This window comes from Streptomyces sp. NPDC093984 (genome assembly GCF_044764595.1).
In the GTDB taxonomy this organism is placed as follows: domain Bacteria; phylum Actinomycetota; class Actinomycetes; order Streptomycetales; family Streptomycetaceae; genus Streptomyces; species Streptomyces cynarae.
Map to the genome: position 1 here is coordinate 358,477 of NZ_JBIWIM010000005.1, position 20,598 is coordinate 379,074.

At 72.5% G+C, this 20,598-nt stretch carries 19 protein-coding genes; 10 read left to right on the forward strand and 9 right to left on the reverse strand.

The window, feature by feature from the left end; all coding sequences use genetic code 11:
• Nucleotides 1-56: 56 nt before the first annotated feature.
• The 4 genes from ACIRC0_RS21115 to ACIRC0_RS21130 all read left to right on the forward strand — a co-directional run bounded on the left by ACIRC0_RS21115 (nt 57) and on the right by ACIRC0_RS21130 (nt 4,755).
• Nucleotides 57-1,007, forward strand: coding sequence for a cytochrome c oxidase assembly protein (locus ACIRC0_RS21115; protein ID WP_403617655.1), 951 nt, complete (start codon nt 57-59; stop codon nt 1,005-1,007).
• 128 nt (nt 1,008-1,135) lie between these two features.
• On the forward strand, nt 1,136-2,701 hold the full coding sequence (locus ACIRC0_RS21120; protein ID WP_403617656.1) for a DUF6777 domain-containing protein: 1,566 nt from the start codon (nt 1,136-1,138) through the stop codon (nt 2,699-2,701).
• 58 nt (nt 2,702-2,759) lie between these two features.
• On the forward strand, nt 2,760-4,580 hold the full coding sequence (locus ACIRC0_RS21125; RefSeq protein WP_403617657.1) for a protein kinase: 1,821 nt from the start codon (nt 2,760-2,762) through the stop codon (nt 4,578-4,580).
• A gap of 13 nt (nt 4,581-4,593) precedes the next feature.
• Entirely contained in the window at nt 4,594-4,755 is a 162-nt protein-coding gene (locus ACIRC0_RS21130) for a hypothetical protein (RefSeq protein ID WP_200422051.1), read from the forward strand.
• Between the two features lie 3 nt (nt 4,756-4,758).
• Here the strand turns inward: ACIRC0_RS21130 and ACIRC0_RS21135 are convergent, their stop codons facing one another.
• Genes ACIRC0_RS21135 through ACIRC0_RS21150 form a run of 4 tightly spaced genes read right to left on the reverse strand, consistent with a single transcriptional unit; the run spans nt 4,759 to nt 8,808 of the window.
• Nucleotides 4,759-5,964, reverse strand: coding sequence for a sensor histidine kinase (locus ACIRC0_RS21135; RefSeq protein ID WP_403617658.1), 1,206 nt, complete (start codon nt 5,962-5,964; stop codon nt 4,759-4,761).
• Nucleotides 5,961-7,673 carry a cation acetate symporter gene (locus ACIRC0_RS21140; protein WP_403617659.1) on the reverse strand — a complete coding sequence of 571 codons (1,713 nt, stop codon included), beginning with the start codon at nt 7,671-7,673 and terminating at the stop codon, nt 5,961-5,963. Before ACIRC0_RS21140 ends, ACIRC0_RS21135 begins: the two co-directional genes overlap by 4 nt.
• Nucleotides 7,674-7,683: 10 nt before the next feature.
• Nucleotides 7,684-8,043 (reverse strand): hypothetical protein, encoded by a 360-nt coding sequence (locus tag ACIRC0_RS21145; protein WP_403617660.1) that lies wholly within the window; start codon nt 8,041-8,043, stop codon nt 7,684-7,686.
• A 9-nt stretch (nt 8,044-8,052) separates the two neighbouring features.
• Nucleotides 8,053-8,808 (reverse strand): LytR/AlgR family response regulator transcription factor, encoded by a 756-nt coding sequence (locus ACIRC0_RS21150; RefSeq protein WP_403617661.1) that lies wholly within the window; start codon nt 8,806-8,808, stop codon nt 8,053-8,055.
• Nucleotides 8,809-8,931: 123 nt separating this feature from the next.
• Between ACIRC0_RS21150 and ACIRC0_RS21155 the strand changes: the two genes are divergently transcribed.
• From ACIRC0_RS21155 to rocD, 3 genes are all read left to right on the forward strand, one after another.
• A complete protein-coding gene (locus ACIRC0_RS21155; RefSeq protein ID WP_403617662.1) occupies nt 8,932-9,447 on the forward strand; it encodes an Lrp/AsnC family transcriptional regulator in 516 nt (171 codons plus the stop codon).
• Nucleotides 9,448-9,571: 124 nt separating this feature from the next.
• Nucleotides 9,572-10,393, forward strand: coding sequence for a dimethylargininase (gene ddaH, locus ACIRC0_RS21160; RefSeq protein ID WP_388996585.1), 822 nt, complete (start codon nt 9,572-9,574; stop codon nt 10,391-10,393).
• On the forward strand, nt 10,390-11,610 hold the full coding sequence (gene rocD / locus ACIRC0_RS21165; protein WP_403617663.1) for an ornithine--oxo-acid transaminase: 1,221 nt from the start codon (nt 10,390-10,392) through the stop codon (nt 11,608-11,610). The genes ddaH and rocD overlap by 4 nt, the downstream gene beginning before the upstream one ends.
• Nucleotides 11,611-12,096: 486 nt before the next feature.
• Here rocD and ACIRC0_RS21170 read toward each other — a convergent pair whose 3' ends face one another.
• From ACIRC0_RS21170 to ACIRC0_RS21185, 4 genes are all read right to left on the reverse strand, one after another.
• Nucleotides 12,097-12,573 (reverse strand): TIGR00725 family protein, encoded by a 477-nt coding sequence (locus ACIRC0_RS21170; RefSeq protein ID WP_403617664.1) that lies wholly within the window; start codon nt 12,571-12,573, stop codon nt 12,097-12,099.
• 8 nt (nt 12,574-12,581) lie between these two features.
• Nucleotides 12,582-15,674 carry an FAD-binding and (Fe-S)-binding domain-containing protein gene (locus tag ACIRC0_RS21175; RefSeq protein WP_403617665.1) on the reverse strand — a complete coding sequence of 1,031 codons (3,093 nt, stop codon included), beginning with the start codon at nt 15,672-15,674 and terminating at the stop codon, nt 12,582-12,584.
• A 114-nt stretch (nt 15,675-15,788) separates the two neighbouring features.
• Entirely contained in the window at nt 15,789-16,820 is a 1,032-nt protein-coding gene (locus ACIRC0_RS21180) for an SDR family oxidoreductase (protein ID WP_403617666.1), read from the reverse strand.
• Nucleotides 16,821-16,878: 58 nt separating this feature from the next.
• The gene (locus tag ACIRC0_RS21185) at nt 16,879-17,208 is read right to left on the reverse strand and encodes a helix-turn-helix transcriptional regulator (protein WP_403617667.1); all 330 of its coding nucleotides are present in this window, start codon (nt 17,206-17,208) and stop codon (nt 16,879-16,881) included.
• Between the two features lie 301 nt (nt 17,209-17,509).
• Here ACIRC0_RS21185 and ACIRC0_RS21190 point away from each other — a divergent pair, with 301 nt between their 5' ends.
• The 3 genes from ACIRC0_RS21190 (at nt 17,510) to ACIRC0_RS21200 (ending at nt 19,072) form a co-directional block, all read left to right on the forward strand.
• Nucleotides 17,510-18,343: an anti-sigma factor antagonist gene (locus ACIRC0_RS21190; RefSeq protein WP_403617668.1), complete on the forward strand. Its 834-nt coding sequence runs from the start codon at nt 17,510-17,512 to the stop codon at nt 18,341-18,343.
• Nucleotides 18,344-18,470: 127 nt separating this feature from the next.
• Nucleotides 18,471-18,839: a hypothetical protein gene (locus ACIRC0_RS21195; RefSeq protein WP_403617669.1), complete on the forward strand. Its 369-nt coding sequence runs from the start codon at nt 18,471-18,473 to the stop codon at nt 18,837-18,839.
• A 35-nt stretch (nt 18,840-18,874) separates the two neighbouring features.
• Nucleotides 18,875-19,072, forward strand: a complete 198-nt coding sequence (locus ACIRC0_RS21200; protein WP_403617670.1) for a hypothetical protein — start codon at nt 18,875-18,877, stop codon at nt 19,070-19,072.
• A 133-nt stretch (nt 19,073-19,205) separates the two neighbouring features.
• On the opposite strand, the gene ACIRC0_RS21205 is transcribed toward ACIRC0_RS21200, so the two are convergent.
• Nucleotides 19,206-20,588: an L-serine ammonia-lyase gene (locus ACIRC0_RS21205; RefSeq protein ID WP_403617671.1), complete on the reverse strand. Its 1,383-nt coding sequence runs from the start codon at nt 20,586-20,588 to the stop codon at nt 19,206-19,208.
• Between the last annotated feature and the right edge of the window lie 10 nt (nt 20,589-20,598).

Genomic DNA, 20,598 nt, shown 5'->3' on the forward strand with positions numbered 1-20,598 from the left:
CGGACAGACAGCTGTGGACAGACAGCGCACAACCCCCACGAAACAGGAGCCGGCGGATGGATCACAGCGGGCACGGCATGACCATGGATCTGCCGCCGTTCACGCTGGGGCGGGGGCTCGTCTGGTCGACGGACCCGTTCTTCCTCGTCGCCTGCCTCATCGGGCTCGGGCTGTACGGGTGGGGCGTCGTCCGGCTCGTGCGCCGCGGGGACAAGTGGCCGGCCGGCCGCACCCTCGCGTACGCCGTCGGCGTACTGATCGTGCTGCTCACGATGTGCACCAGGCTGAACGACTACGGCATGGTCATGTTCAGCGTCCACATGGTGCAGCACATGCTGATCAGCATGCTCGCGCCGATCCTGATCCTGCTCGGTGCGCCGATCACCCTGGCACTGCGCGCCCTGCCGACCGCCGGCCGCGGCCGCAAGGGGCCGCGTGAGCTGCTGCTGATGCTGCTGCACAGCCGCTACCTGCGGATCGTCACGCACCCGGCGTTCACCATCCCGCTGTTCATCGCGAGCCTTTACGGGCTGTACTTCACCCCGCTCTTCGACTTCCTGATGGATTCCAAGGCCGGGCACATCGCGATGATGGTGCACTTCCTCGCCGTCGGCCTGGTGTTCTTCTGGCCCATCATGGGCGTCGACCCGGGCCCGCACCGGCCCGGGCATCTGATGCGGATGCTGGAGCTGTTCGCGGGCATGCCGTTCCACGCGTTCTTCGGTATCGCCCTGATGATGGCGTCCACACCGATGGTCGACGCCTACCGGAACCCGCCCGCCTCACTCGGCATCGACGCCCTGGCGGACCAGACGTCGGCGGGCGGCATCGCCTGGGCGTTCAGCGAGGTCCCGTCCGTGCTGGTGCTGCTCGCGCTGCTGTTCCAGTGGTACAGGTCGGAGCAGCGGCAGGCCAAGCGGACGGACCGGGCCGCGGACCGCGACGGCGACAAGGAACTCGAGGCGTACAACGCCTATCTCGCCTCACTCAACGCACGCGGCCGCTGAGTTCCGTCACACCGCTGAATTCCCTTTCTTTTCAGGCTGCCTGAAGTACCGCTCCATTCGGTAGCCTGGTGCGGTGACGCCCTGCCGCCGCTCTGCAGGGCGCGGGGGGACCGCAGGGGGGAGCGGTGATGACAATGCGTGCGTCTCTGCACAGGGCGGGGAAATCCCTGGCCCGCAGGATCGGCGTTCTGCTGGCCGCGGTACTGGTCGTCGCCGGCTGCGGAAAAAGCGCACATACGTTCGCGGTGAAGGCCGTCGCCGTCGGGATTCCGTCGCTGAATCCCTTCTTCGACGAGCGCAGCGGTCTCGGGCACGACACCACGATCCGGATCCGGGAACTGCCCGGAGGCCTGCAGGCCGGGAACACGCCCGGGCTCTACGGCGGTTCCCGGCAGCCCACGATCTGTGACGTCAAGCGGCTCAAGGAATTCCTCACCGATCCCGGGAACGACCGCAAGGCGAAGGTCTGGGCGCAGGTCCTCGGAATTACCCAGGCACAGATCCCCGCCTATCTCGACCGGCTCACACCGGTCCTGCTGCGTCACGACACTCTCGTTCAGAACCACGACTACAAGAAGGGCAGGGCCACCCCTTTCAACTCGCTGCTCCAGGCCGGAATCGCCGTATTGGTGAACGACCAGGGGCAGCCCACGGTGAAATGCTCCTGCGGAAACCCGCTGCGCCCGTTCCAGGGCGACACCACACGGATTTCGGTCACGTTCGAGGACGGCAACAGGAAATGGGCCGGATATGACCGTTCCTCGGTGGTGGCGGTCAGGCCCGCGCCGCAGCCGCTGACCCGGCTGGCGCTCGTCGACGTCGACGACCCGGGCCGCGGGATCAGCCGCCCCGTCGGGACGGCCGGTGGTCACGACTCCCCCTTCGACGCCCGGGTGCGGCACCGGGTGCCCCGGGTCACGGGGATGCCGTTCGCCGAGGCCGGCCGGCGGCTGACGGACCTGGGACTCGCGGTCGCCCACGCCGGGAAGGGGGCGCCGCCCGACGAGGCCGTGGTCACGGGCTCGGATCCCGCGCCGGGCACCGAGCTGGCGTTCGGGCAGTACGTCACGCTGTCGGTGGACACCGCCACGACGGACGGCCCCGGCGGCGGCCCGAGGGCGACGTCCACTCCGCCGTCGCCGGGCGGGACGACGGCACCGGGGAAGGGCGGCGGCGCCTCTCCCCCGACGCCTGACGACAGCGGGAAGGCGTCCTCCCCGCCGGCGTCGGGCGGCTCCTCCTCGCCACCGGCGAGCGGCGCGGGCACCTCGGGCGGCTCCTCACCGTCCAGGACCACCCGGCCGCCCACGTCGGGCAGCGCGGCTCCGTCCGGTACCGCGCCCGGGGCGACCGGTTCCCCGACCACCGGCAAACCGGGCTCGAGCAGCGCGCCCGCGACGTCGGCGCCCGGCCCCTCCAAGACGCCCACATCGTCCAAGACGCCCACCTCGTCCAGGTCGCCCGGCCCCTCGAAGTCGCTCGACCCGTCCCAGCCACCCGACCCGTCCAAGCCCTCCCCGTCCAAGCCGTCCAAGCCCGTCACCTCGGCGCCCGAGACCAGCAGGCCGTCGACCGGCACGCCGCCGACCGGGAGACCGGCCACGAGCAAGCCCGCCGCCAGCGCACCGGCCACGAGCAAGCCCGCCTCCCGCACACCGGCCACCAGCGCGCCACAGGCCACGCCCAGCCCGTGACCGGCCGGCCCACGGACGTCCCGCACCAGACCGCCGCATCAGACCGGGGAGCGACGCGATGCCATCAGGATCACCGCAGTCGGGAGTGGGCCGGACCATCGCCGGTCGTTACCTGCTGCTGAACCGCCTCGGCAGCGGCGCCATGGGCCATGTGTGGCGCGCCCATGACCAGCGGCTGGACTGCGAGGTCGCTCTCAAGGAGGTCGTGTTCCGCAACCCGGTGGAGGCGATCGAGGAGCGGGCCGCCCGGGTCGCCCGCGCCCGGGCCGAGGCCCGGCACGCGGCCGGGCTGCGCGGGCATCCGCACGTGGTGACCGTGCACGACGTACTGGAGCACGAGGGCCTGCCGTGGATCGTCATGGAGTACGTCCCGGGCGCGCTCGACCTGCGCGAACTGGTCCATCGTCGCGGCCCTCTGGCCCCCGCGGAGTGCGCCCGCATCGGGCTCGCCGTGCTGGACGCCCTGACCGCCGGGCACGAGCGGGGCGTCATGCACCGGGACGTGAAGCCGGCGAACATCCTGCTGGCGCCGGACCGCGGCGGGGCCCCGTACGCCCGGGTCCTGCTCACCGACTACGGCATCTCGGTGCAGCCGGACGCGGGCGAACCCCGGTACACACTGACGTCCGCGCTGGTCGGTACGCCCGGCTATCTCGCGCCCGAGCGTGCAACCGGCGGGCCGCCCACCGCGGCGGCCGACCTGTTCTCGCTGGGCTGCACCCTGTACTTCACGGTCGAGGGGTGCGGGCCCTTCGAGCGGGACAGCCAGCTCGCCGAGATCACCGCGGTGGTCCTGGAAGAGCCCCGGCCTCCGGTGCGGGCCGGGGCCCTGGGGCCGCTGCTGTCCGCCGTACTGGTCAAGGACCCGGCCCTGCGGATCACGGCGGCGGACACGGCAGCCGCACTGACGGCGATCGCGGCTCCTGGCCGCCCCGTCCAGGGCGCGCGGACGCGGTGGGCGCGTCCGCACGCGCCGACCCAGACCTCGCACAGCCCGGCGGCAGGCGGCCTGCCGGCGTCCCCGGGCGCGCCCTCCCCGCCGAACGGGCAGGCGCACCACTTCGAACGCGCGCACCTCCTGCGCGCCCTGCTCGCCTGCGCCCTGGGCCTCGTACTCGCCCTGGGCGGGGTCTGGTACGCCGTGGTGCGCCCGTCGGGCGGTGGGGCGGCCAAGCCGTACGGGGACGCCGTCGGACTCGCGCGGCCCCTGAAGGACGGTGACTGTGTCGTCGCCGACTGGCCCGGGAGCCCCTTCCAGGGCGGTCCTCCGCGGCTGACCGTGGACCCGACCTGCTCCGAGAGGACCCCGGACGGGCAGGTCATGGCGCTCGTCACCAGCCCGTCCGCGGACGAGGCCCGTCGGCACGGGCCCGACGCGTGCGAGCAGCGCACACAGGAGGTCCGCGGGAAGCTCGCCGACGTGCGCGGCTACGCCGTCGTCCCGACCCGGGCCGGGTTCGAGGCGGCCGGGCGGCGCACCGCGTGTCTGGTGCTGGGCGCGCACGGGCCGGTGTACGGGCCGCTCGGGGACCACCGCAAGCCGGGGATGCCGTTCGTGGACACCGCCGACATGCAGAAACGGGACTGCCTGGACGCGCCCTCCCTGCGGGTCGCCCGCCTGGTCTCCTGCACGGGCACGCACGACCAGCAGGTGCTCGGCTTCACCCGGCTCGGCCCCGGCACCACCCTGACCGAGGCCAAGAGCCTGTCCGACGCGGCGTGCGCGCGGGACGTGCCGCCCAAGGACTACGGCTTCGACCCGTCCCGCTACGAAGCCGCGTCCTGGACGGGCACGAGCGCCTGGTTGTCCGGAACTCATCTGGTCGTCTGCACCGTCCGCAAGCAGAACGGGGGCACCATGGGTGAGGACGAACCATGAGGAGGGTGTTGCCATGCCCGGTTCCACGAAGGCGATGGGGGTGCTCACCGTCGGTGCGCTCGTCGTGGTGACGGCCTACACGGTGGCGCTCGGCAGCAGCGGCTGGCTGTGGTTCGGCTGGGTCGTCCTCGGCCTGATCACCCTCGGCATGGTGGTCACCACCCGCAACCCCTGACGCTCACGGGCGCGGCAGCCGCCCGGCCGAGTGCACCCCCGGCTGGTACTTGGGCAACCGGATCGTGATCTTCATGCCCGCTCCCGGCGCGGTCTCGATGACCAGCCCGTGGTCGTCGCCGTAGACCTGGCGCAGCCGGTCGTCGACGTTGGACAGTCCGATGCCGCCGGACGGGCTGATCTCCCCGGCGAGGATGCGGCGCAGCAGCTCCGGGTCCATTCCCGCGCCGTCGTCCTCGATGACGACCAGGGCCTCGGCGCCCGCGTCCTGCGCGGTGATGCCGATGTGCCGTTGGTCGGTGGTGCCCTCCAGGCCGTGCTTGACGGCGTTCTCGACGAGCGGCTGGAGGCAGAGGAAGGGCAGGGCGACCGGCAGTACCTCCGGCGCGATCTGCAGGGTGACGGTGAGCCGATCTCCGAAGCGCGCCCTGACCAGCGCCAAGTAGTGGTCGATGGCGTGAAGTTCGTCGGCGAGCGTGGTGAAGTCGCCGTGCCGGCGGAACGAGTAGCGGGTGAAGTCCGCGAACTCCAGCAGGAGTTCACGGGCGCGCTCGGGGTCCGTGCGCACGAACGAGGCTATGACGGCGAGCGAGTTGAAGATGAAGTGCGGGGAGATCTGGGCGCGCAGTGCCTTGATCTCGGCCTCGATGAGCCGCGTACGGGACCGGTCGAGGTCCGCCAGCTCCAGTTGTACGGAGACCCAGCGGGCCACCTCCCCCGCGGCGCGGACGAGGACCGCGGACTCGCGGGGCGCGCAGGCGACCAGCGCGCCGTGGACGCGGTCGTCGACGGTGAGCGGTGCGACCACGGCCCAGTGCAGCGGGCAGTCGGGCGCTTCGCACTTCAGCCGGAAGGCCTCGCCGCGGCCGGTCTCCAAGGGGCCCGCGAGCCGCTGGAGCACCTCCTCCCGGTGGTGCTCCCCCGCGCCGTCCCAGGCCAGCACGGTCTCCCGGTCGGTGAGGCAGAGCGCGTCGGTGCCGAGCAGGGAGCGCAGCCGTCGCGCGGACTTGCGGCCGGTCTCCTCCGTGAGCCCGGCACGCAGCGGGGGTGCTGCCAGGGAGGCGGTGTGCAGGGTCTGGAAGGTGGCGTGTTCGACCGGGCTGCCGAGCCCGCCGAGACGCTCGGGGCGAGCGGTGCGCCGGCCGAGCCAGAACCCGGCGGCCAGCAGGGGCAGGACGGCCACGCACAGCCCGGCGAGGAAGCCGCTCACACCGTCACCTCCGCCCGCAGCTCCTCCGGCAGGTGGAACCGGGCCAGGATCGCCGCCGTCCCGGCCGGCACCCGCCCGGGCGTGGCCAGGGACACCAGCACCATGGTCAGGAACCCGAGCGGCACCGACCACAGCGCGGGCCAGGCGAGCAGGGCGTGCAGGGTGCCGCTGCCGGGATAGCCCGCCATCGTCGCCGCCACCGAGAGGAACGCAGCGCCGCCACCCGCCAGCATTCCGGCCGCGGCGCCCGGCGGGGTGAGCCGGCGCCACCAGATGCCGAGCACGAGCAGCGGGCAGAACGACGACGCGGACACCGCGAAGGCGAGGCCCACCGCGTCGGCCACCGGGAGCCCGCCGACCAGCACGCTCGCCGCCAGCGGCACCGCCATGGCCAGCAGCGTGCCGAGCCGGAAGTGCCGTACGCCCCGCGCCGGCAGCACGTCCTGGGCGAGCACCCCGGCCACCGCCATGGTCAGCCCGGAGGCGGTGGACAGGAACGCGGCGAAGGCGCCGCCCGCGAGCAGTGCGCCCAGCAGGTCCCCGCCGAGTCCGCCGATCATCCGGTCGGGCAGTAAGAGGACGGCGGCGTCGGCGTCGCCGGTGAGGGTCAGTTCGGGAGCGTAGAGCCGGCCCAGGGCGCCGTAGACGGGCGGCAGAAGGTAGAACGCACCGATCAGGGCGAGTACGGCGACGGTGGTGCGGCGGGCGGCGACCCCGTGCGGGCTGGTGTAGAAGCGGACGACGACGTGGGGCAGGCCCATGGTGCCGAGGAAGGTGGCGAGGATCAGCCCGTACGTGGCGTACAGCGGGCGTTCCGCGCGGCCGGAGACGAGCGAGGTCGACATGCCGCCGTTGCTGCCGTGCTCGGCGACGGGGACGGGGTCGCCCCGGGTGAAGGTGAGCCGGGTGCCGCGCTCGACGCGGTGGGTGCCGGCGGCGAGGTCCGCGCGCTGTCCGTCGTACCGGCGGCCGTCGACGGTGCCCGAGGCGGTGACGGCGAGCGGGCGGGACAGCGTCAGGTCGAGGGTGTCGTCGATCCGTACGACGCGGTGCTCGCGGAAGGTCGCCGGTTCGGCGAACGCCCCGCGGGGTGCGCCGTCGCCCTGCCAGGCCAGCACCAGGAACAGGGCGGGGACGAGCAGGGCGGTGAGTTTCAGCCAGTACTGAAAGGCCTGGACGAAGGTGATGCTGCGCATGCCGCCCGCGGCGACGGTCGCCACCACCACGACGGCGACGATGATCCCGCCGAGCTGCTGGGGAGCCCCGGTCAGCACGGCCAGGGTGAGTCCGGCGCCCTGGAGCTGGGGCAGCAGGTACAGCCAGCCGACGCCGACGACGAACGCCCCGGCGAGCCGCCGCACCGGCTGGGAGGCGAGCCGGGCCTCGGCGAAGTCGGGCAGGGTGTAGGCGCCGGAGCGGCGCAGCGGCGCGGCGACGAACAGCAGCAGGACGAGGTAGCCGGCGGTGTAGCCGACCGGGTACCAGAGCATGTCCGGACCTTGGACGAGGACGAGTCCCGCGATGCCCAGGAAGGATGCCGCGGACAGGTACTCGCCGCTGATCGCGGCCGCGTTCAGGCGGGGGCCGACGGCGCGGGAGGCGACGTAGAAGTCCGAGGTGGTGCGGGAGACGCGCAGCCCGAAGGCGCCGACGAGGACGGTCGCGAGGACGACGAGGGCGACGGCGGGGACGGCGTAGTTCTGGTTCACTGCCCTGGCCTCAGCGGTCCTCGACGAGCCGGACGAAGTCCTTCTCGTTGCGTTCGGCGCGGCGCACGTACCAGCGGGCGAGCAGGATCAGCGGCGGGTAGAGGCCGAACCCGAGCACCGCCCATTCCAGGCCGCCCGTGCGGGTGGCGGCGAAGAACAGGGGAAGGGGCCCGATCAGGAGCACCAGCACCGTGAACACGGCGAGGGCCACGCGGAGTTGGCTGCGGATCAGTGAGCGGACGTAGGTGTGGCCGAGGGTGGTCTGCTCGTCGATCTCGGTGCGCGGGCGGTAGTAGCCCGGGGCGCGGCGGCGTCCGCTCCGGGGCGGCCCGGTGACTACGACGCGGCGTTCGGTGGGGTCCTGCGGCACGTCGCCCCCCTAGCCCGCGGTCCGGCGTATCAGCATCTCCCGCAGTTCGCGGGCGTGCCGGCGGCTGACCTGGAGTTCGACGGAGCCGACGAGGACGCTCACGGTGCCGGCGTCCAGACGGAGTTCCTCGATGTGCCGCAGGGCGACGAGGTGGCGGCGGTGGATGCGGACGAAACCGCGCGTGCGCCACCGCTCCTCCAGGGTGGACAGCGGGATCCGCACGAGATGGCTGCCCTGGGCGGTGTGCAGGCGGGCGTAGTCGCCCTGCGCCTCGACATGGGTGATGTCCTCCACGGGCACGAACCGTGTCACGCCGCCGAGCTCCACCAGGATGTGGTCGGGGTCCGGCTCGTGCACGGGGATCAGTGGCGTGGTCTCCCTGAGCTGTTCGGCGCGGCGCACCGCCTCCGCGAGCCGCTCACGGCGTACGGGCTTGAGGACGTAGTCGACGGCCTTGAGGTCGAACGCCTGCACGGCGAAGCCTTCGTGAGCGGTCACGAACACGACCAGCGGGGGCTTCGCGAACCCGGTGAGCAGCCGGGCCATCTCCAGGCCGTCGAGGCCGGGCATGTGGATGTCGAGGAAGACGACGTCGATCGCGTCGGGGCCGTCGGGTCCGGACTCCAGGGCGCGGTTGATGCGGCGCAGTGCCCCGGTGGCGTCGCCCGCGCCCTCCACGCTGCCGATCCTGGGATCGGCGCGGAGCAGGTAGAGCAGTTCCTCGAGCGAGGGGCGTTCGTCGTCGACGGCGAGGGCGCGCAGCATGAACGTGGAGTCTAGGAGCAATCCGTACCTGTGGGCATGTGCGGAGCACGGACGTTCCCGCTGGACGCGGTGGCGGCGCGGCGCCGGACACGGTGCCGGTCCGGGTCTGGTTACAGTGCCCGCATGAACAGCAGGCCGGCATCGTTCGACGAGCTCGACCGGAAGATCATCACCGCTCTGATGGCGAACGCCAGGACCAGTTTCGCCGAGATCGGCGCGGCCATCGGCCTGTCGTCCACGGCGGTCAAGCGCCGGGTGGACCGGCTGCGCGAGACGGGTGTGATCACCGGGTTCACGGCCACGGTGAGGCCGTCGGCGCTGGGCTGGCGCACGGAGGCGTACGTCGAGGTGTACTGCGAGGGGGCGGCGCCGCCCCGACGCCTGGCGGAGGTGGTGCGCAACCATCCGGAGATCACGGCGGCGATGACGGTCACCGGCGGCGCGGACGCGCTGCTGCACGTGCGGGCGAGGGACGTCGAGCACTTCGAGGAGGTGCTGGAGCGCATCCGCGCGGAGCCGTTCATCCGGAAGACGATCAGCGTGATGGTGCTGTCCCACCTGCTCCCGGACAGCCCTGAGGCGGGCGCGACCCAGGCCGCGCCCGACGACGCCGCGGATGACGCAGCAGACGTGCGCTGACCTGCCCCAAGACGCAGCATTGCTGCGCGAACACGCAGCTCTCGTTGCTTGTCGTCCGTATCCGCCGCTTCCTACCTTGGTGTCAACCCTCAGTCGACACTCCAGGAAACGGAGGAACCCCTCTGTGCCTGACAGCCGTGTGCCGCGCCGGCGGCGCTTCCTCGTCTGCGAACCCAGACACTTCGCCGTGCAGTACGCGATCAACCCCTGGATGCATCCCGACACCACGGTCGACGTGGATCTGGCCCATGAGCAGTGGCAGGGGCTGATCCGCGCCTACCGCGCCCACGGCCACGCCGTCGACGCCGTGGACCCGGTCCCCGGCCTGCCGGACATGGTGTTCGCCGCGAACTCGGCGGTCGTCGTCGACGGCCGGGTCTTCGGCTCCCTCTTCCACGCGCCCGAACGGCGCCCCGAGTCCCTCCACTACGAGACGTGGTTCAAGGCGGCCGGTTACGACGTCCACCGCCCCGAGTCCGTCTGCGAGGGCGAGGGCGACCTGGTGTGGACGGGCCGGTACCTGCTGGCCGGCACCGGGTTCCGTACGACCCGGGAGGCGCACCGTGAGGCGCAGGAGTTCTTCGGCCACCCGGTGATCAGCCTGACGTTGGTGAACCCGTACTTCTACCACCTGGACACCGCGCTGTTCGTCCTCGACGACGACAACGTCGTGTACTACCCGGAGGCGTTCTCACCGGGCAGCCGGGAGGTGCTGGCGCGGCTGTTCCCGGACGCGGTGCTCGCGACGCACGAGGACGCGATGGCGTTCGGCCTGAACTCCGTTTCCGACGGACGCCATGTCTTCATCGCGCCGAAGGCCGAGGCGCTGGCCTCACGCCTCGCCGACCAGGGTTACGACCCCGTCCCCGTCGACCTGTCCGAGTTCCACAAGGCCGGCGGAGGCATCAAGTGCTGCACCCAGGAGATCCGGGAGACCCGTTCATGACCGCACCCGCCCGTACGCGTTCGTCCGCCGAGCTGATCCAGGCCGAGGAGCCCGTCCTCGCGCACAACTACCACCCGCTGCCCGTGGTCGTCGCCCGCGCCGAGGGCACCTGGGTGGAGGACGTGGAGGGCCGTCGCTACCTCGACATGCTCGCCGGGTACTCCGCCCTCAACTTCGGTCACCGCAACCCGGTGCTGATCGAGGCGGCGCATCGTCAGCTGGACCGGCTGACGCTCACCTCGCGGGCCTTCCACAACGACCAGCTGGCCGAGTTCGCGCAGTCGCTGGCGGAGCTGACGGGCCTGGACATGGTGCTGCCGATGAACACGGGCGCGGAGGCGGTGGAGAGCGCCGTCAAGGTGGCCCGGAAGTGGGCGTACGAGGTCAAGGGCGTGCCGGCCGACCGGGCGACGATCGTGGTGGCGGCCGGGAACTTCCACGGCCGTACGACGACGATCGTCAGCTTCTCCACGGACGAGACGGCGCGGGCGGGGTTCGGGCCGTTCACGCCGGGTTTCCGGATCGTCCCGTACAACGACCTGGCGGCGCTCGAGGCGGCGGTCGACGAGACGACGGCGGCCGTGCTGATCGAGCCGATCCAGGGCGAGGCGGGTGTGGTCATCCCCGACGAGGGCTACCTCACCGGGGTCCGTGAGCTGACCCGCCGCGCGGGGTGCCTGTTCATCGCGGACGAGATCCAGTCGGGTCTCGGGCGTACCGGTCGCACGCTGGCCGTGGAGCATGAGGGCGTCCTGCCGGACGTTCTGCTGCTCGGCAAGGCGCTCGGCGGCGGGATCGTGCCGGTGTCGGCGGTGGTGGCGCGCCGGGAGGTGCTCGGGGTGCTGCGGCCCGGTGAGCACGGATCGACGTTCGGCGGGAACCCGCTGGCCGCGGCGGTCGGTTCGGCGGTCGTCCGGCTGCTGAAGACGGGTGACTTCCAGCTGCGGGCCGCCGAGTTGGGTGTGGTGCTGCGGGACGGGCTCACCTCGCTCGTCGGCAAGGGCGTCGTGGGCTTTCGCTCGCGCGGGCTGTGGGCGGGTGTGGACGTCGACCCCACGATCGGCACGGGACGCGAGGTCAGCGAACGCCTGATGGCGGAGGGGATCCTGGTCAAGGACACCCACGGCTCGACGATCCGCCTGGCGCCGCCGCTGACGATCACGGAGCAGGAGCTGCGGTCGGCGCTCGGGGTACTGGAGAAGGTGCTGGCCGCTTGAGCACGGCGCCGCACCGACGGTGATCCGCCCCCGCCGCCCCTACCCTTCCCGTCCCTGGGGGCTGCCGCCCCCAGACCCCCGCTTCGGCCTGAACGGCCTCGTCCTCAAACGCCGGACGGGCTGAATGATGCCGACCGGGGGAAAATCAGCCCCTCCGGCGTTTGAGGAGCGGGGGCCCGGGGGCCGGCCCCCGAACGGGGTCTGGGGCGAAGCCCCGCCGAGGTGCGGGGGCGGAGCCCCGCGAGAGGTGCAGGGGACGCAGTCCCCGCCGGGGTCCAGGGGCGCAGCCCCGCGAGGGGTGCGGGGGCTGAGCCCCGGCGCAGGGCCTGGGGCGGAGCCCCAGTGGCGTGCGGGGGCAGAGTCCCGCGAGGGGTGCAGGGGACGCAGTCCCCGCCGGGGTCCAGGGGCGCAGCCCCTGGCGGGTTGAAGGGGCGGAGCCCCTGGGGACGGGAAGGGTAAGGGCGACGGGGGCGGAACCCGGGTCGGTCAGGGCCAGAGGCCCGTCGCGTCCAGCGCCTCCGCCGGCGTCCGCGCGTACCGTACGCCCCGCACCTCCCGCCCGTCGGCGTCCACGAGGCGCCAGCCGTCGCCCAGCTGGACCACGGGCACGCCGCCCCGGCGCATCGCCAGGGCCAGTTCCGAGAGCGTGCCCCAGGAGCCGCCGATCACGACGACGGCGTCCCCGCTGTGCACGATGACGCTGTTGCGTGCCTGCCCAAGGCCGGTGGCGATCGCGACGCTCAGATCGGGCCCGGCGCCGGTACGGTCGGCTCCGGGCAGCACCCCGACGACGACGCCCTCGCGCGACCGGGCACCCGCCGCGACCGCGGCCATCACCCCGCCGTGCCCGCCGCAGATCACCACGGCCCCGCGCTCCGCCAGCAGCCGGCCCACTTCGTACGCGAGGGCCCGCTCGCTCTCCCCGCACTGCGCGGGCCCGCACACCGCCACCTGTACCGCCATGGCCGCGCTCAGGTACGCCGCCTCAGGCGGCGGGCGAGCGCCGCCGCGGGGGCCGCGGCCAGGGCGGCCGCGACGGCCGTCGTCGCCCAGGCGCCGAGGCGTGAGGGCGGCTCGGGGCGCTGCGCCGGCCGCTCGGGCAGCTCCGCGGGCAGGGGTCCGTCCAGCCCCAGGGCCAGCGCCTCGGCCAGGTGCAGGGCCCGGCGGCCCGTGCCACCCTGCTCGATCTGGGTGCGGCAGCTGAAGCCGTCCGCGAGGACCAGACCGGACGGAGCGGCCCCGCGCACGGAGGGCAGGACTCCCTGTTCCGCGACCGCCATGGACACCTCGTGGTGGCCCCGCTCGAACCCGAAGTTGCCGGCGAGCCCGCAGCAGCCCTCGTCGAGGACCTCGGCGTCGAGGTGGGCCCGCCGCATCAGTTCCCGGTCGGCCTCGAACTTCATGATCGCGTGCTGGTGGCAGTGGGTCTGCACGGTCGCCTGCCGGGCCAGGGCGGGCGGCCGCCAGTCGTCGGGGGCGTGGTGGACGAGGTGTTCGGCGAAGGTGCGGAACTGCCCGGCCAGGCGCTGCACGTCCTGGTCGGCGGGCATCAGTTCGGGCGCGTCGGCCCGGAACACGGCTGTGCAGGACGGTTCGAGGCCGATGACGGGGGTGCCGGCCTCGATCCACTGGCGCAGGACGTCGAGCGAGTGCCGCAGGACCTTCTTCGCCACCGGGAGCTGACCGGTGGAGATCCAGGTCAGTCCGCAGCAGACGGGCCTGGTGGGTACGGCGACCCGGAAGCCGGCGTCCTCGAGGACTCGCACCGCGGACTTCGCGATCGAGGGGTGGAAGTAGGTGCTGAAGGTGTCGGGCCACAGCACCACGGCCCGCTCGTCGCCGGGCTCCGGTTCCTCGCTGCCGCGCGCCCGCCACCACTGCAGGAAGGACTCCTCGGCGAACACGGGGGCCTGGCGCGCGCCGTCGACGCCGGCCAGCCGTTTTCCTGCGGCGGCCAGTCCGGGCGCGCGCAGCAGGCTGTTCACGACCGGCGGGGCGAGGCGGGAGAGCCGGGCCCACACCGGCAGCCAGCCCATGGAGTAGTGGGCGGCCGGCCGGGGCCTGCCCGCGTAGTGGTGGGCGAGGAACTCGGCCTTGTAGGTGGCCATGTCGACGCCGGTCGGGCAGTCCGACTTGCAGCCCTTGCACGCCAGGCACAGGTCCAGGGCGTCGCGGACCTCGGTGGAGCGCCAGCCGTCGGTCACGGCGGAGTCCGCGTGGCCCTCGAGCATCTCGAACAGCAGCCGCGCCCGGCCGCGCGTGGAGTGCTCCTCCTCCTTGGTGGCCCGGTAGGACGGGCACATCACCCCGCCGTGGTGGCTGCGGCAGTTGCCGATGCCGACGCAGCGCAGCACGGCGCGGGTGAAGGAGTGCTCGTCCTCCGGGTAGCCGAAGTGCGAGTCCAGGGTGGCGGGCCGCCAGGCGGAGCCGAGCCGCAGCTGGCCGTCGACGGGGTTGGGGCCTGTGACCTTGCCGGGGTTCATCCGGTTGTGCGGGTCGAAGAGCGCCTTGAGCTCCCCGAACGCGGCCACGAGACGCTCGCCGAACATGCGGGTCAGCAGCTCGCCCCGGGACTGGCCGTCCCCGTGCTCGCCCGACAGGGAGCCGCCGTAGGAGGCCACGAGGTCGGCGGCGCGCTCCAGGAACCGGCGGAAGTCGGCCACGCCCTCGGCGGTCTTCAGCCCGAACGGGATGCGGGTGTGCACACAGCCCTGCCCGAAGTGCCCGTACAGCGAGGGGTGGTCGTAGTCGAACTCCGCGAACAGCCCCTTGAGGTCGCGCAGGTAGTCGCCGAGGCGGTCGGGCGGGACGGCGGAGTCCTCCCAGCCCTCCCAGGTCTCGCGGTCGTCCGGGGGCCGCGCGGTGACCCCGAGCCCGGCCTCGCGGGCCTTGAGCATCCTCTGCTCGCGCTCGGGGTCGTCGGAGAACGCGACGGTGGACTCCTTCTCGTTCCGGCCGACCGCGCGCAGCAGCGCGTGCGCCTTCTCGTCGACCTCCTCCTGGCTGTCGCCGCTGAACTGCAGCAGCAGCCAGCTGTCCCCTTCCGGGAGGGAGTCGAGGGACTCCAGGTAGGCGTGCTCCTCGCGCATCAGCTGTGCCATCCGCCCGTCAAGGGCCTCGAGCTGGCTGGGTGAGCAGTGCTCGAGGAGGTGGGGGACGTCGTCGGCGGCGGCGCAGATGTCCTCGTATCCGAGGACGAGCAGCGACTGGTAGCGGGGCACGGGGACCAGGTCGAGTTCGGCGCGCAGTACGGTCACCAGGGTTCCCTCGCTGCCGACCAGGGCCTTGGCGACGTCGAAGCCGTTCTCCGGGAGCAGGGAGTCCAGGTTGTATCCGGAGACGCGGCGCGGGATCTTGGGGTAGCCCTGGCGGATGTCCGCCAGGTATTCGGTCACGATGCGGTCGAGACCGTCGTAGATCTCCGCCCGGCGTCCGCCCTCGGCGGCGATCTGCGCCCGCTCGGCCTTCGAGGTCGGCCCCACCCACATGCGGGTCCCGTCGTAGGTGAGGACCTCCAGGCGGCGTACGTTGTCCACGGTCTTGCCGTACGCCTGCGCCGACGCCCCGCACGAGTTGTTGCCGATCATGCCGCCGAGCGCGCAGTGGCTGTGCGTGGACGGCTTGGGCCCGAACTGCAGGCGGTGGTCGGCGAGCTTGCGGTTGAGCTCGTCCAGGACCAGTCCGGGCTCCACGACGCAGGTGCGGGCGTCGGGGTCGACCGACACCAGGGCGTCGCAGTACTTGGTCCAGTCGAGGACGACGGCCGTGTTGGTCGTCTGGCCGGCCAGGCTGGTGCCGCCGCCCCGGGACAGGACGGGCGCGCCGAACCGCGCGCACACCTCGACCGCCCGGGCGCCCGCCTCCACACCGCGCGGGACGACGACGCCGATGGGGACCTGGCGGTAGTTGGAGCCGTCCGTGGAGTACGCGCCCCTGGTGCCCGCGTCGAAGCGGATCTCCCCGTCCACGGCACTGTGCAGCGCCGCCTCCAGCCCGGCCACATCGAGCGCGGTTCCCGCCCGGCCGAGGGCCGGGGGCGTGTGGTTGCGGGATGTCAGGGCCATGGATCGAGACCGCCTTTCCTGCACCGTTGGACTATGCAAGGGAGTTTCGCGATCCGTTCCCCCCAAACGGGCGCACATGGGCGACTTGTGGGCCCTCGGTGCCCCACCGGGGTGTCAGCCGACCTTGCGGCCCTGCAGCGGTGCCGTCGGGGCGCCGGCGCCCTCCTGCAGCCCGTGCAGGAACTCCTCCAGCACCTCGGTCGCCGTCCGCTGCGGCTGCCAGCCGAGCACGGTGCGTGCGCGGGTGCAGTCCATGAGCGGCAGCCTCAGGACGGCGTCGAAGAGATGGGGGGAGGCGGGCAGCAGCCGCAGTCCCCAGGCGGCGGCGATCGCCGACCGTGCGGCCGTGCGCGGCAGCCGCACGGGACGGGATCCGAGCAGCTCGCCCAGGATCTCGGCGTCGAGGGGCGGATCGGCGGCCAGGTTGAAGGCGCCCCGGACCTCGGTGTGGATGGCGAGCTGGTAGGCGCGGGCCGCGTCGTCGGTGTGCAGGGCCTGCACGCGCAGCCCCTGGATGTCCGGCAGGAAGGGCAGCAGTTCGGGGCGGGCCAGCGGTCCGGGGAGGAACTTTCCGCCGAAGATGCGCCGCTGTTCGCTCGCCGATTCGCGTTTGAACAGGAACGCGGGCCGCATCCGCACGACGCGGATCCCGGGGTGCCGGAACTCGAAGGTGTCGAGATACCGCTCCAGATAGGCCTTCTCCCGGGTGTAGGCGGCGTCGGGCCAGCCGTGCGTGGGCCAGGACTCGTCCACGGAGCGGTTCTTGGGCCCCGGAGAGTAGGCCCCCACGGAGGAGGCGTGTACCAGTGTGGGCACCGTGGCGGTGGCGGCGACGGCCTCGAAGACCCGGATGCTGCCGAGCACGTTGGTCCGCCAGGTCGCGACCGGGTCGTGCGTCGGCTGGAACGCCCACGCCAGGTGCACCACCGCGTCGGCGCCCCGGAACTCCCGTACGAGGTCGACGTCCTTCGCCGCGAGGTCCACCTTCGACCACTGCACGCGGCCCGGACCGAGGTCGGGGATGCGGCGCGCCAGGCCCCGTACGCTCGCGACGGCCGGATCCTCGGCGAGCAGCCGCACGAGGCTGGTGCCCACATTGCCGGTGGCACCCGTGACCACGATCTTCCTGCCTGCTTCGGTGCTCACTTCGGGCTCCTCTCGGTGACCGGTGACCGAGACCTGCGAGTACCCACGGTGAGGGGCGTTACTGCTGCTGGCGCTGCCTGCCGTGTTCGGCGTCCTGCCGCACGAGGAGGGCGAGCAGCTCCGCGACGGTGAGGCTGGCCTCCGCGGGGTGGCGCAGCGGGGTGCCCGGCTGGATGTGGTACGTGTTGCTGCGCCCCTCGCGGGTGTGCGTGAGATAGCCGTCCTGCTCGAGGTCGGCGATGATCTTCTGGACGGCACGTTCCGTCAGTCGGCAGCGGGCCGCGATGTCGCGGATGCGGACACTCTGGTCGTCGGCGATGGCCGCCAGCACGCGTGCGTGGTTCGTGAGGAACGTCCATCCCATATGCGGCTCCCGCACTCCACCCATGCATAGAGAGTAGGCGCCGCGATTCGCGAATACAAAAAGGTGAATTCGAATTCGTGTATCCCTTGACATATGACCTGGGACGGGCAGAGGCTGACTAGGGGGTGTCCGGCAGTTCGCGCCGGATCAGCGGGCGGCGCCTGGTGCGGTGCATCGCAAGGCGCAGGGTCTGCCGCGTACCGGGCGTACGCGGAAGATCCGACGACGCGGCGAGGTGCCGTGCCAGAGGCCGCGCGCCCGGCGCGAACTGCCGGACACCCCCTGGGTCCGGGGGGCGCGGTATGGGCGAGCTCGGGAGGCTGCCATGGAAGAGCGCGTACTTCCCGAGCCCGGCAGCGCGGACGGTGCCGTCCGGGTGACCTGGGCGCACCCGCCGCAGCACCTCCTGCCGCCCTGCCTGCGGGTCGAGACCCACCAGGACGGGGACCGGGTGGCCGTGATGGTGTCCGGTGAGCTGGACATCGACACCGAGCAGGCCCTGCAGGACGCCCTGCGGGAGGCCGTACGGCGCTCGGTGAGAGGTGTCGACGTGGATCTCGGCGGAGTGGACTTCTGCGACTGCTCCGGCCTCAACGTGCTGCTGAGCGCCCGCCGCCAGGCCCTGGCGGACGCCAAGACGCTCACGCTCGGCCCGACCGGCCCCTCCGTGGACAGGCTGCTGTCGCTGACCGGCACCCGAGCCCTGTTCGACACCTCCCCCACCGTCGGTACGGCCGCGGGAGACGGCCAGGCCGGGCGGTTCCGGCAGCGGCACGGCCCTCCGCGGCGGGAGGAACGGCCGGAGGACACCGACCTGGACGCGCACATCGCCCTGGACCTGGCCCCCGACCGGGACCTGGACCCGGCCGGCGAGCGCGACCTCCACATCGAGCTGGTCCAGCTCAGGCGGGCGATGCAGACGCGGCCGGTGATCGACCTGGCCCGGGGGGTGCTGATGGCGTCCTTCGCGCTGACCGCGCAGGACGCCTGGGACGTCCTGGTCACCGTCTCCCAGAAGACCAACACGAAGTTGCACAACGTCGCCGAGGACCTGGTGGCAGCCGTCAACGGCAACGCCCCGCCCGGGCCGCTGCGCCAGGAGCTGGCGGCCGCGGTCACCGCGCTCAAGGAGCCCTCGGGCGCGCGTCCCGCGGACTGAGGTCCGCCGCGCGGCGGGGTGCGGTACGGGGTGCGGTTCCCCCGCCCGGGTGCACGCCCCGGGGTGCGACCACCCGTCGGCGGTGCGCGCACCGCCCCGGAAACAGCGGCAGGGTAAGCCTTCCCCCATGACCTTCAAGAGTCCCGCCCACCGCGGCGGCCCCAAGCGCGGGATGTTCGAGGAACTGGCGGAGAGAGCCTCCAACTTGACGAGCTCTCCGCTCTTCTTCCTGATCTGCCTGGCCTTCGTCGGCTTCTTCGTCGCCGCGCACGCGGCACACCTGCCCCTGGAGCTGCTCCTGCTCGCCGGGGAGTCGATGACCGCGGTCACGCTTCTCCTCCTCGCCCTGCTCAAGAACTCGGAGATGCGGGCGGAACACGCCATCCAGCGCAAGCTCGACGCCATCGCAAGCGCCCTGCTGGACATGAACGAGGACAGGGACAGCCGGGCCCTGAGGGAGCTCAAGGAGTCGATCCGCATGGAGGAAGAGACATAAAATGACATTCACCGACATGACAGGAGTGAACCGATATGACCGACCGCGAGCATGGCCGGTACGCGGATGACTCCGGCCACCTCAGGGACATGACCGAGGAGACCCTCGGCGCCCAGGAGCAGGCACGCCAGGAGCGTCAGCACCGGCTCGAGCAGCAGCAGAGCGGCCGTCGGGCGGAGGACGAGTCCACCTACCCAGAGCTCTTCGACCAGGGAGACGACGATTACCTGTGAGGGCCGTTCCCGGCGTGTGACCGCTCCCGCTCCGCACACCGCATGGCCGGCGGGACGACCCTCAGGTCGGTGGCGACGCGGCCGAAGGTGTCGATGAGCACGGCTGCGGCCCCTTTCCCGCTCCGACCCCTCCTCAGCACTCGATGACGTTGACGGCGAGGCCGCCACGGGCGGTCTCCTTGTACTTGACCTTCATGTCGGCTCCGGTCTCCTTCATGGTCTTGATGACCTTGTCGAGGGAGACGTGGTGCCGGCCGTCGCCGCGCAGGGCCATCCGGGCGGCTGTCACGGCCTTGACCGCCGCCATGCCGTTGCGCTCGATGCAGGGGATCTGGACCAGGCCGCCGACCGGGTCGCAGGTCAGGCCGAGGTTGTGCTCCATGCCGATCTCGGCGGCGTTCTCCACCTGCTCCGGACTGCCGCCCAGCACCTCGGCGAGGCCGCCGGCGGCCATCGAGCAGGCCGAGCCGACCTCGCCCTGGCAGCCGACCTCGGCGCCGGAGATCGACGCGTTCTCCTTGAAGAGCATGCCGATGGCGCCCGCCGCGAGCAGGAAGCGGACGATCCCGTCCTCGTCGGCGCCCGGCACGAAGGTGAGGTAGTAGTGCACAACGGCGGGGATGATGCCCGCCGCGCCGTTCGTCGGGGCGGTGACGACCCGGCCGCCTGCGGCGTTCTCCTCGTTCACCGCCATGGCGTACAGGGTCACCCACTCCATCGCGCGGGCCGCGGGGTCGCCCTCGCTGCGCAGCGCCCGGGCCGCCGCCGCGGCCCGCCGGCGGACCTTCAGGCCGCCGGGGAGGATGCCCTCGCGGGACAGGCCGCGGGAGACACAGCCCTCCATCACGCGCCAGATCTCCAGCAGACCCGCGCGGATCTCCTCCTCCGTGCGCCAGGCCTTCTCGTTCTCCAGCATCAGCGCGGAGATCGACAGGCCGGTCTCCCGGGAGAGCCGCAGCAGCTCGTCCCCCGTGCGGAACGGGTGGGGCAGCGCCGTGTCGTCGGGCTTGATCCGGTCCGCCCCGACGGCGTCCTCGTCGACCACGAAGCCGCCGCCGACCGAGTAGTACGTCTTCTCCAGCAGCGGCAGTCCGTCGGCGTCGCAGGCGAAGAGGATCATGCCGTTGGCGTGGTACGGCAGCGCGCGCCGACGGTGCAGGACCAGCTGGTTCGAGACGTCGAAGTCGATCTCGTGGGCGGCGCCGATCTCGGCGCCGAGGAGGCGGATGCGCCCGGTGGTGCGGATCCGCTCGACGTCCAGCTCGGCCTGGGCGACGTCGACCGTGCGCGGCTCGTTGCCCTCCAGGCCGAGCAGCACGGCCTTGGGGGTGCCGTGGCCGTGCCCGGTGGCACCGAGGGAGCCGAACAGTTCCGCCCGCACCGCGGCGGTCTGGGCGAGCAGGCCGTCCTTCTTCAGCCGGGCGGCGAACATCCCGGCCGCACGCATCGGGCCGACGGTGTGCGAGCTGGACGGGCCGATGCCGATGGAGAACAGGTCGAAGACGCTGATTGCCACGCCGTACTCC

Excerpts from the sequence above, each read along its gene's own strand:
- ACIRC0_RS21115 (WP_403617655.1), top strand. The coding sequence starts at position 57 with ATGGATCACAGCGGGCACGGCATGACCATGGATCTGCCGCCGTTCACG.
- ACIRC0_RS21120 (WP_403617656.1), top strand. The coding sequence starts at position 1,136 with ATGACAATGCGTGCGTCTCTGCACAGGGCGGGGAAATCCCTGGCCCGC.
- ACIRC0_RS21190 (WP_403617668.1), top strand. The coding sequence starts at position 17,510 with ATGGAAGAGCGCGTACTTCCCGAGCCCGGCAGCGCGGACGGTGCCGTC.
- ACIRC0_RS21195 (WP_403617669.1), top strand. The coding sequence starts at position 18,471 with ATGACCTTCAAGAGTCCCGCCCACCGCGGCGGCCCCAAGCGCGGGATG.
- ACIRC0_RS21130 (WP_200422051.1), top strand. The coding sequence starts at position 4,594 with ATGCCCGGTTCCACGAAGGCGATGGGGGTGCTCACCGTCGGTGCGCTC.
- rocD (WP_403617663.1), top strand. The coding sequence starts at position 10,390 with ATGACCGCACCCGCCCGTACGCGTTCGTCCGCCGAGCTGATCCAGGCC.
- ACIRC0_RS21150 (WP_403617661.1), bottom strand. The coding sequence starts at position 8,808 with ATGCTGCGCGCCCTCGCCGTCGACGACGAACGCCCCTCGCTCGAGGAA.
- ACIRC0_RS21170 (WP_403617664.1), bottom strand. The coding sequence starts at position 12,573 with ATGGCGGTACAGGTGGCGGTGTGCGGGCCCGCGCAGTGCGGGGAGAGC.
- ACIRC0_RS21125 (WP_403617657.1), top strand. The coding sequence starts at position 2,760 with ATGCCATCAGGATCACCGCAGTCGGGAGTGGGCCGGACCATCGCCGGT.
- ACIRC0_RS21175 (WP_403617665.1), bottom strand. The coding sequence starts at position 15,674 with ATGGCCCTGACATCCCGCAACCACACGCCCCCGGCCCTCGGCCGGGCG.
- ACIRC0_RS21185 (WP_403617667.1), bottom strand. The coding sequence starts at position 17,208 with ATGGGTGGAGTGCGGGAGCCGCATATGGGATGGACGTTCCTCACGAAC.
- ACIRC0_RS21155 (WP_403617662.1), top strand. The coding sequence starts at position 8,932 with ATGAACAGCAGGCCGGCATCGTTCGACGAGCTCGACCGGAAGATCATC.
- ACIRC0_RS21200 (WP_403617670.1), top strand. The coding sequence starts at position 18,875 with ATGACCGACCGCGAGCATGGCCGGTACGCGGATGACTCCGGCCACCTC.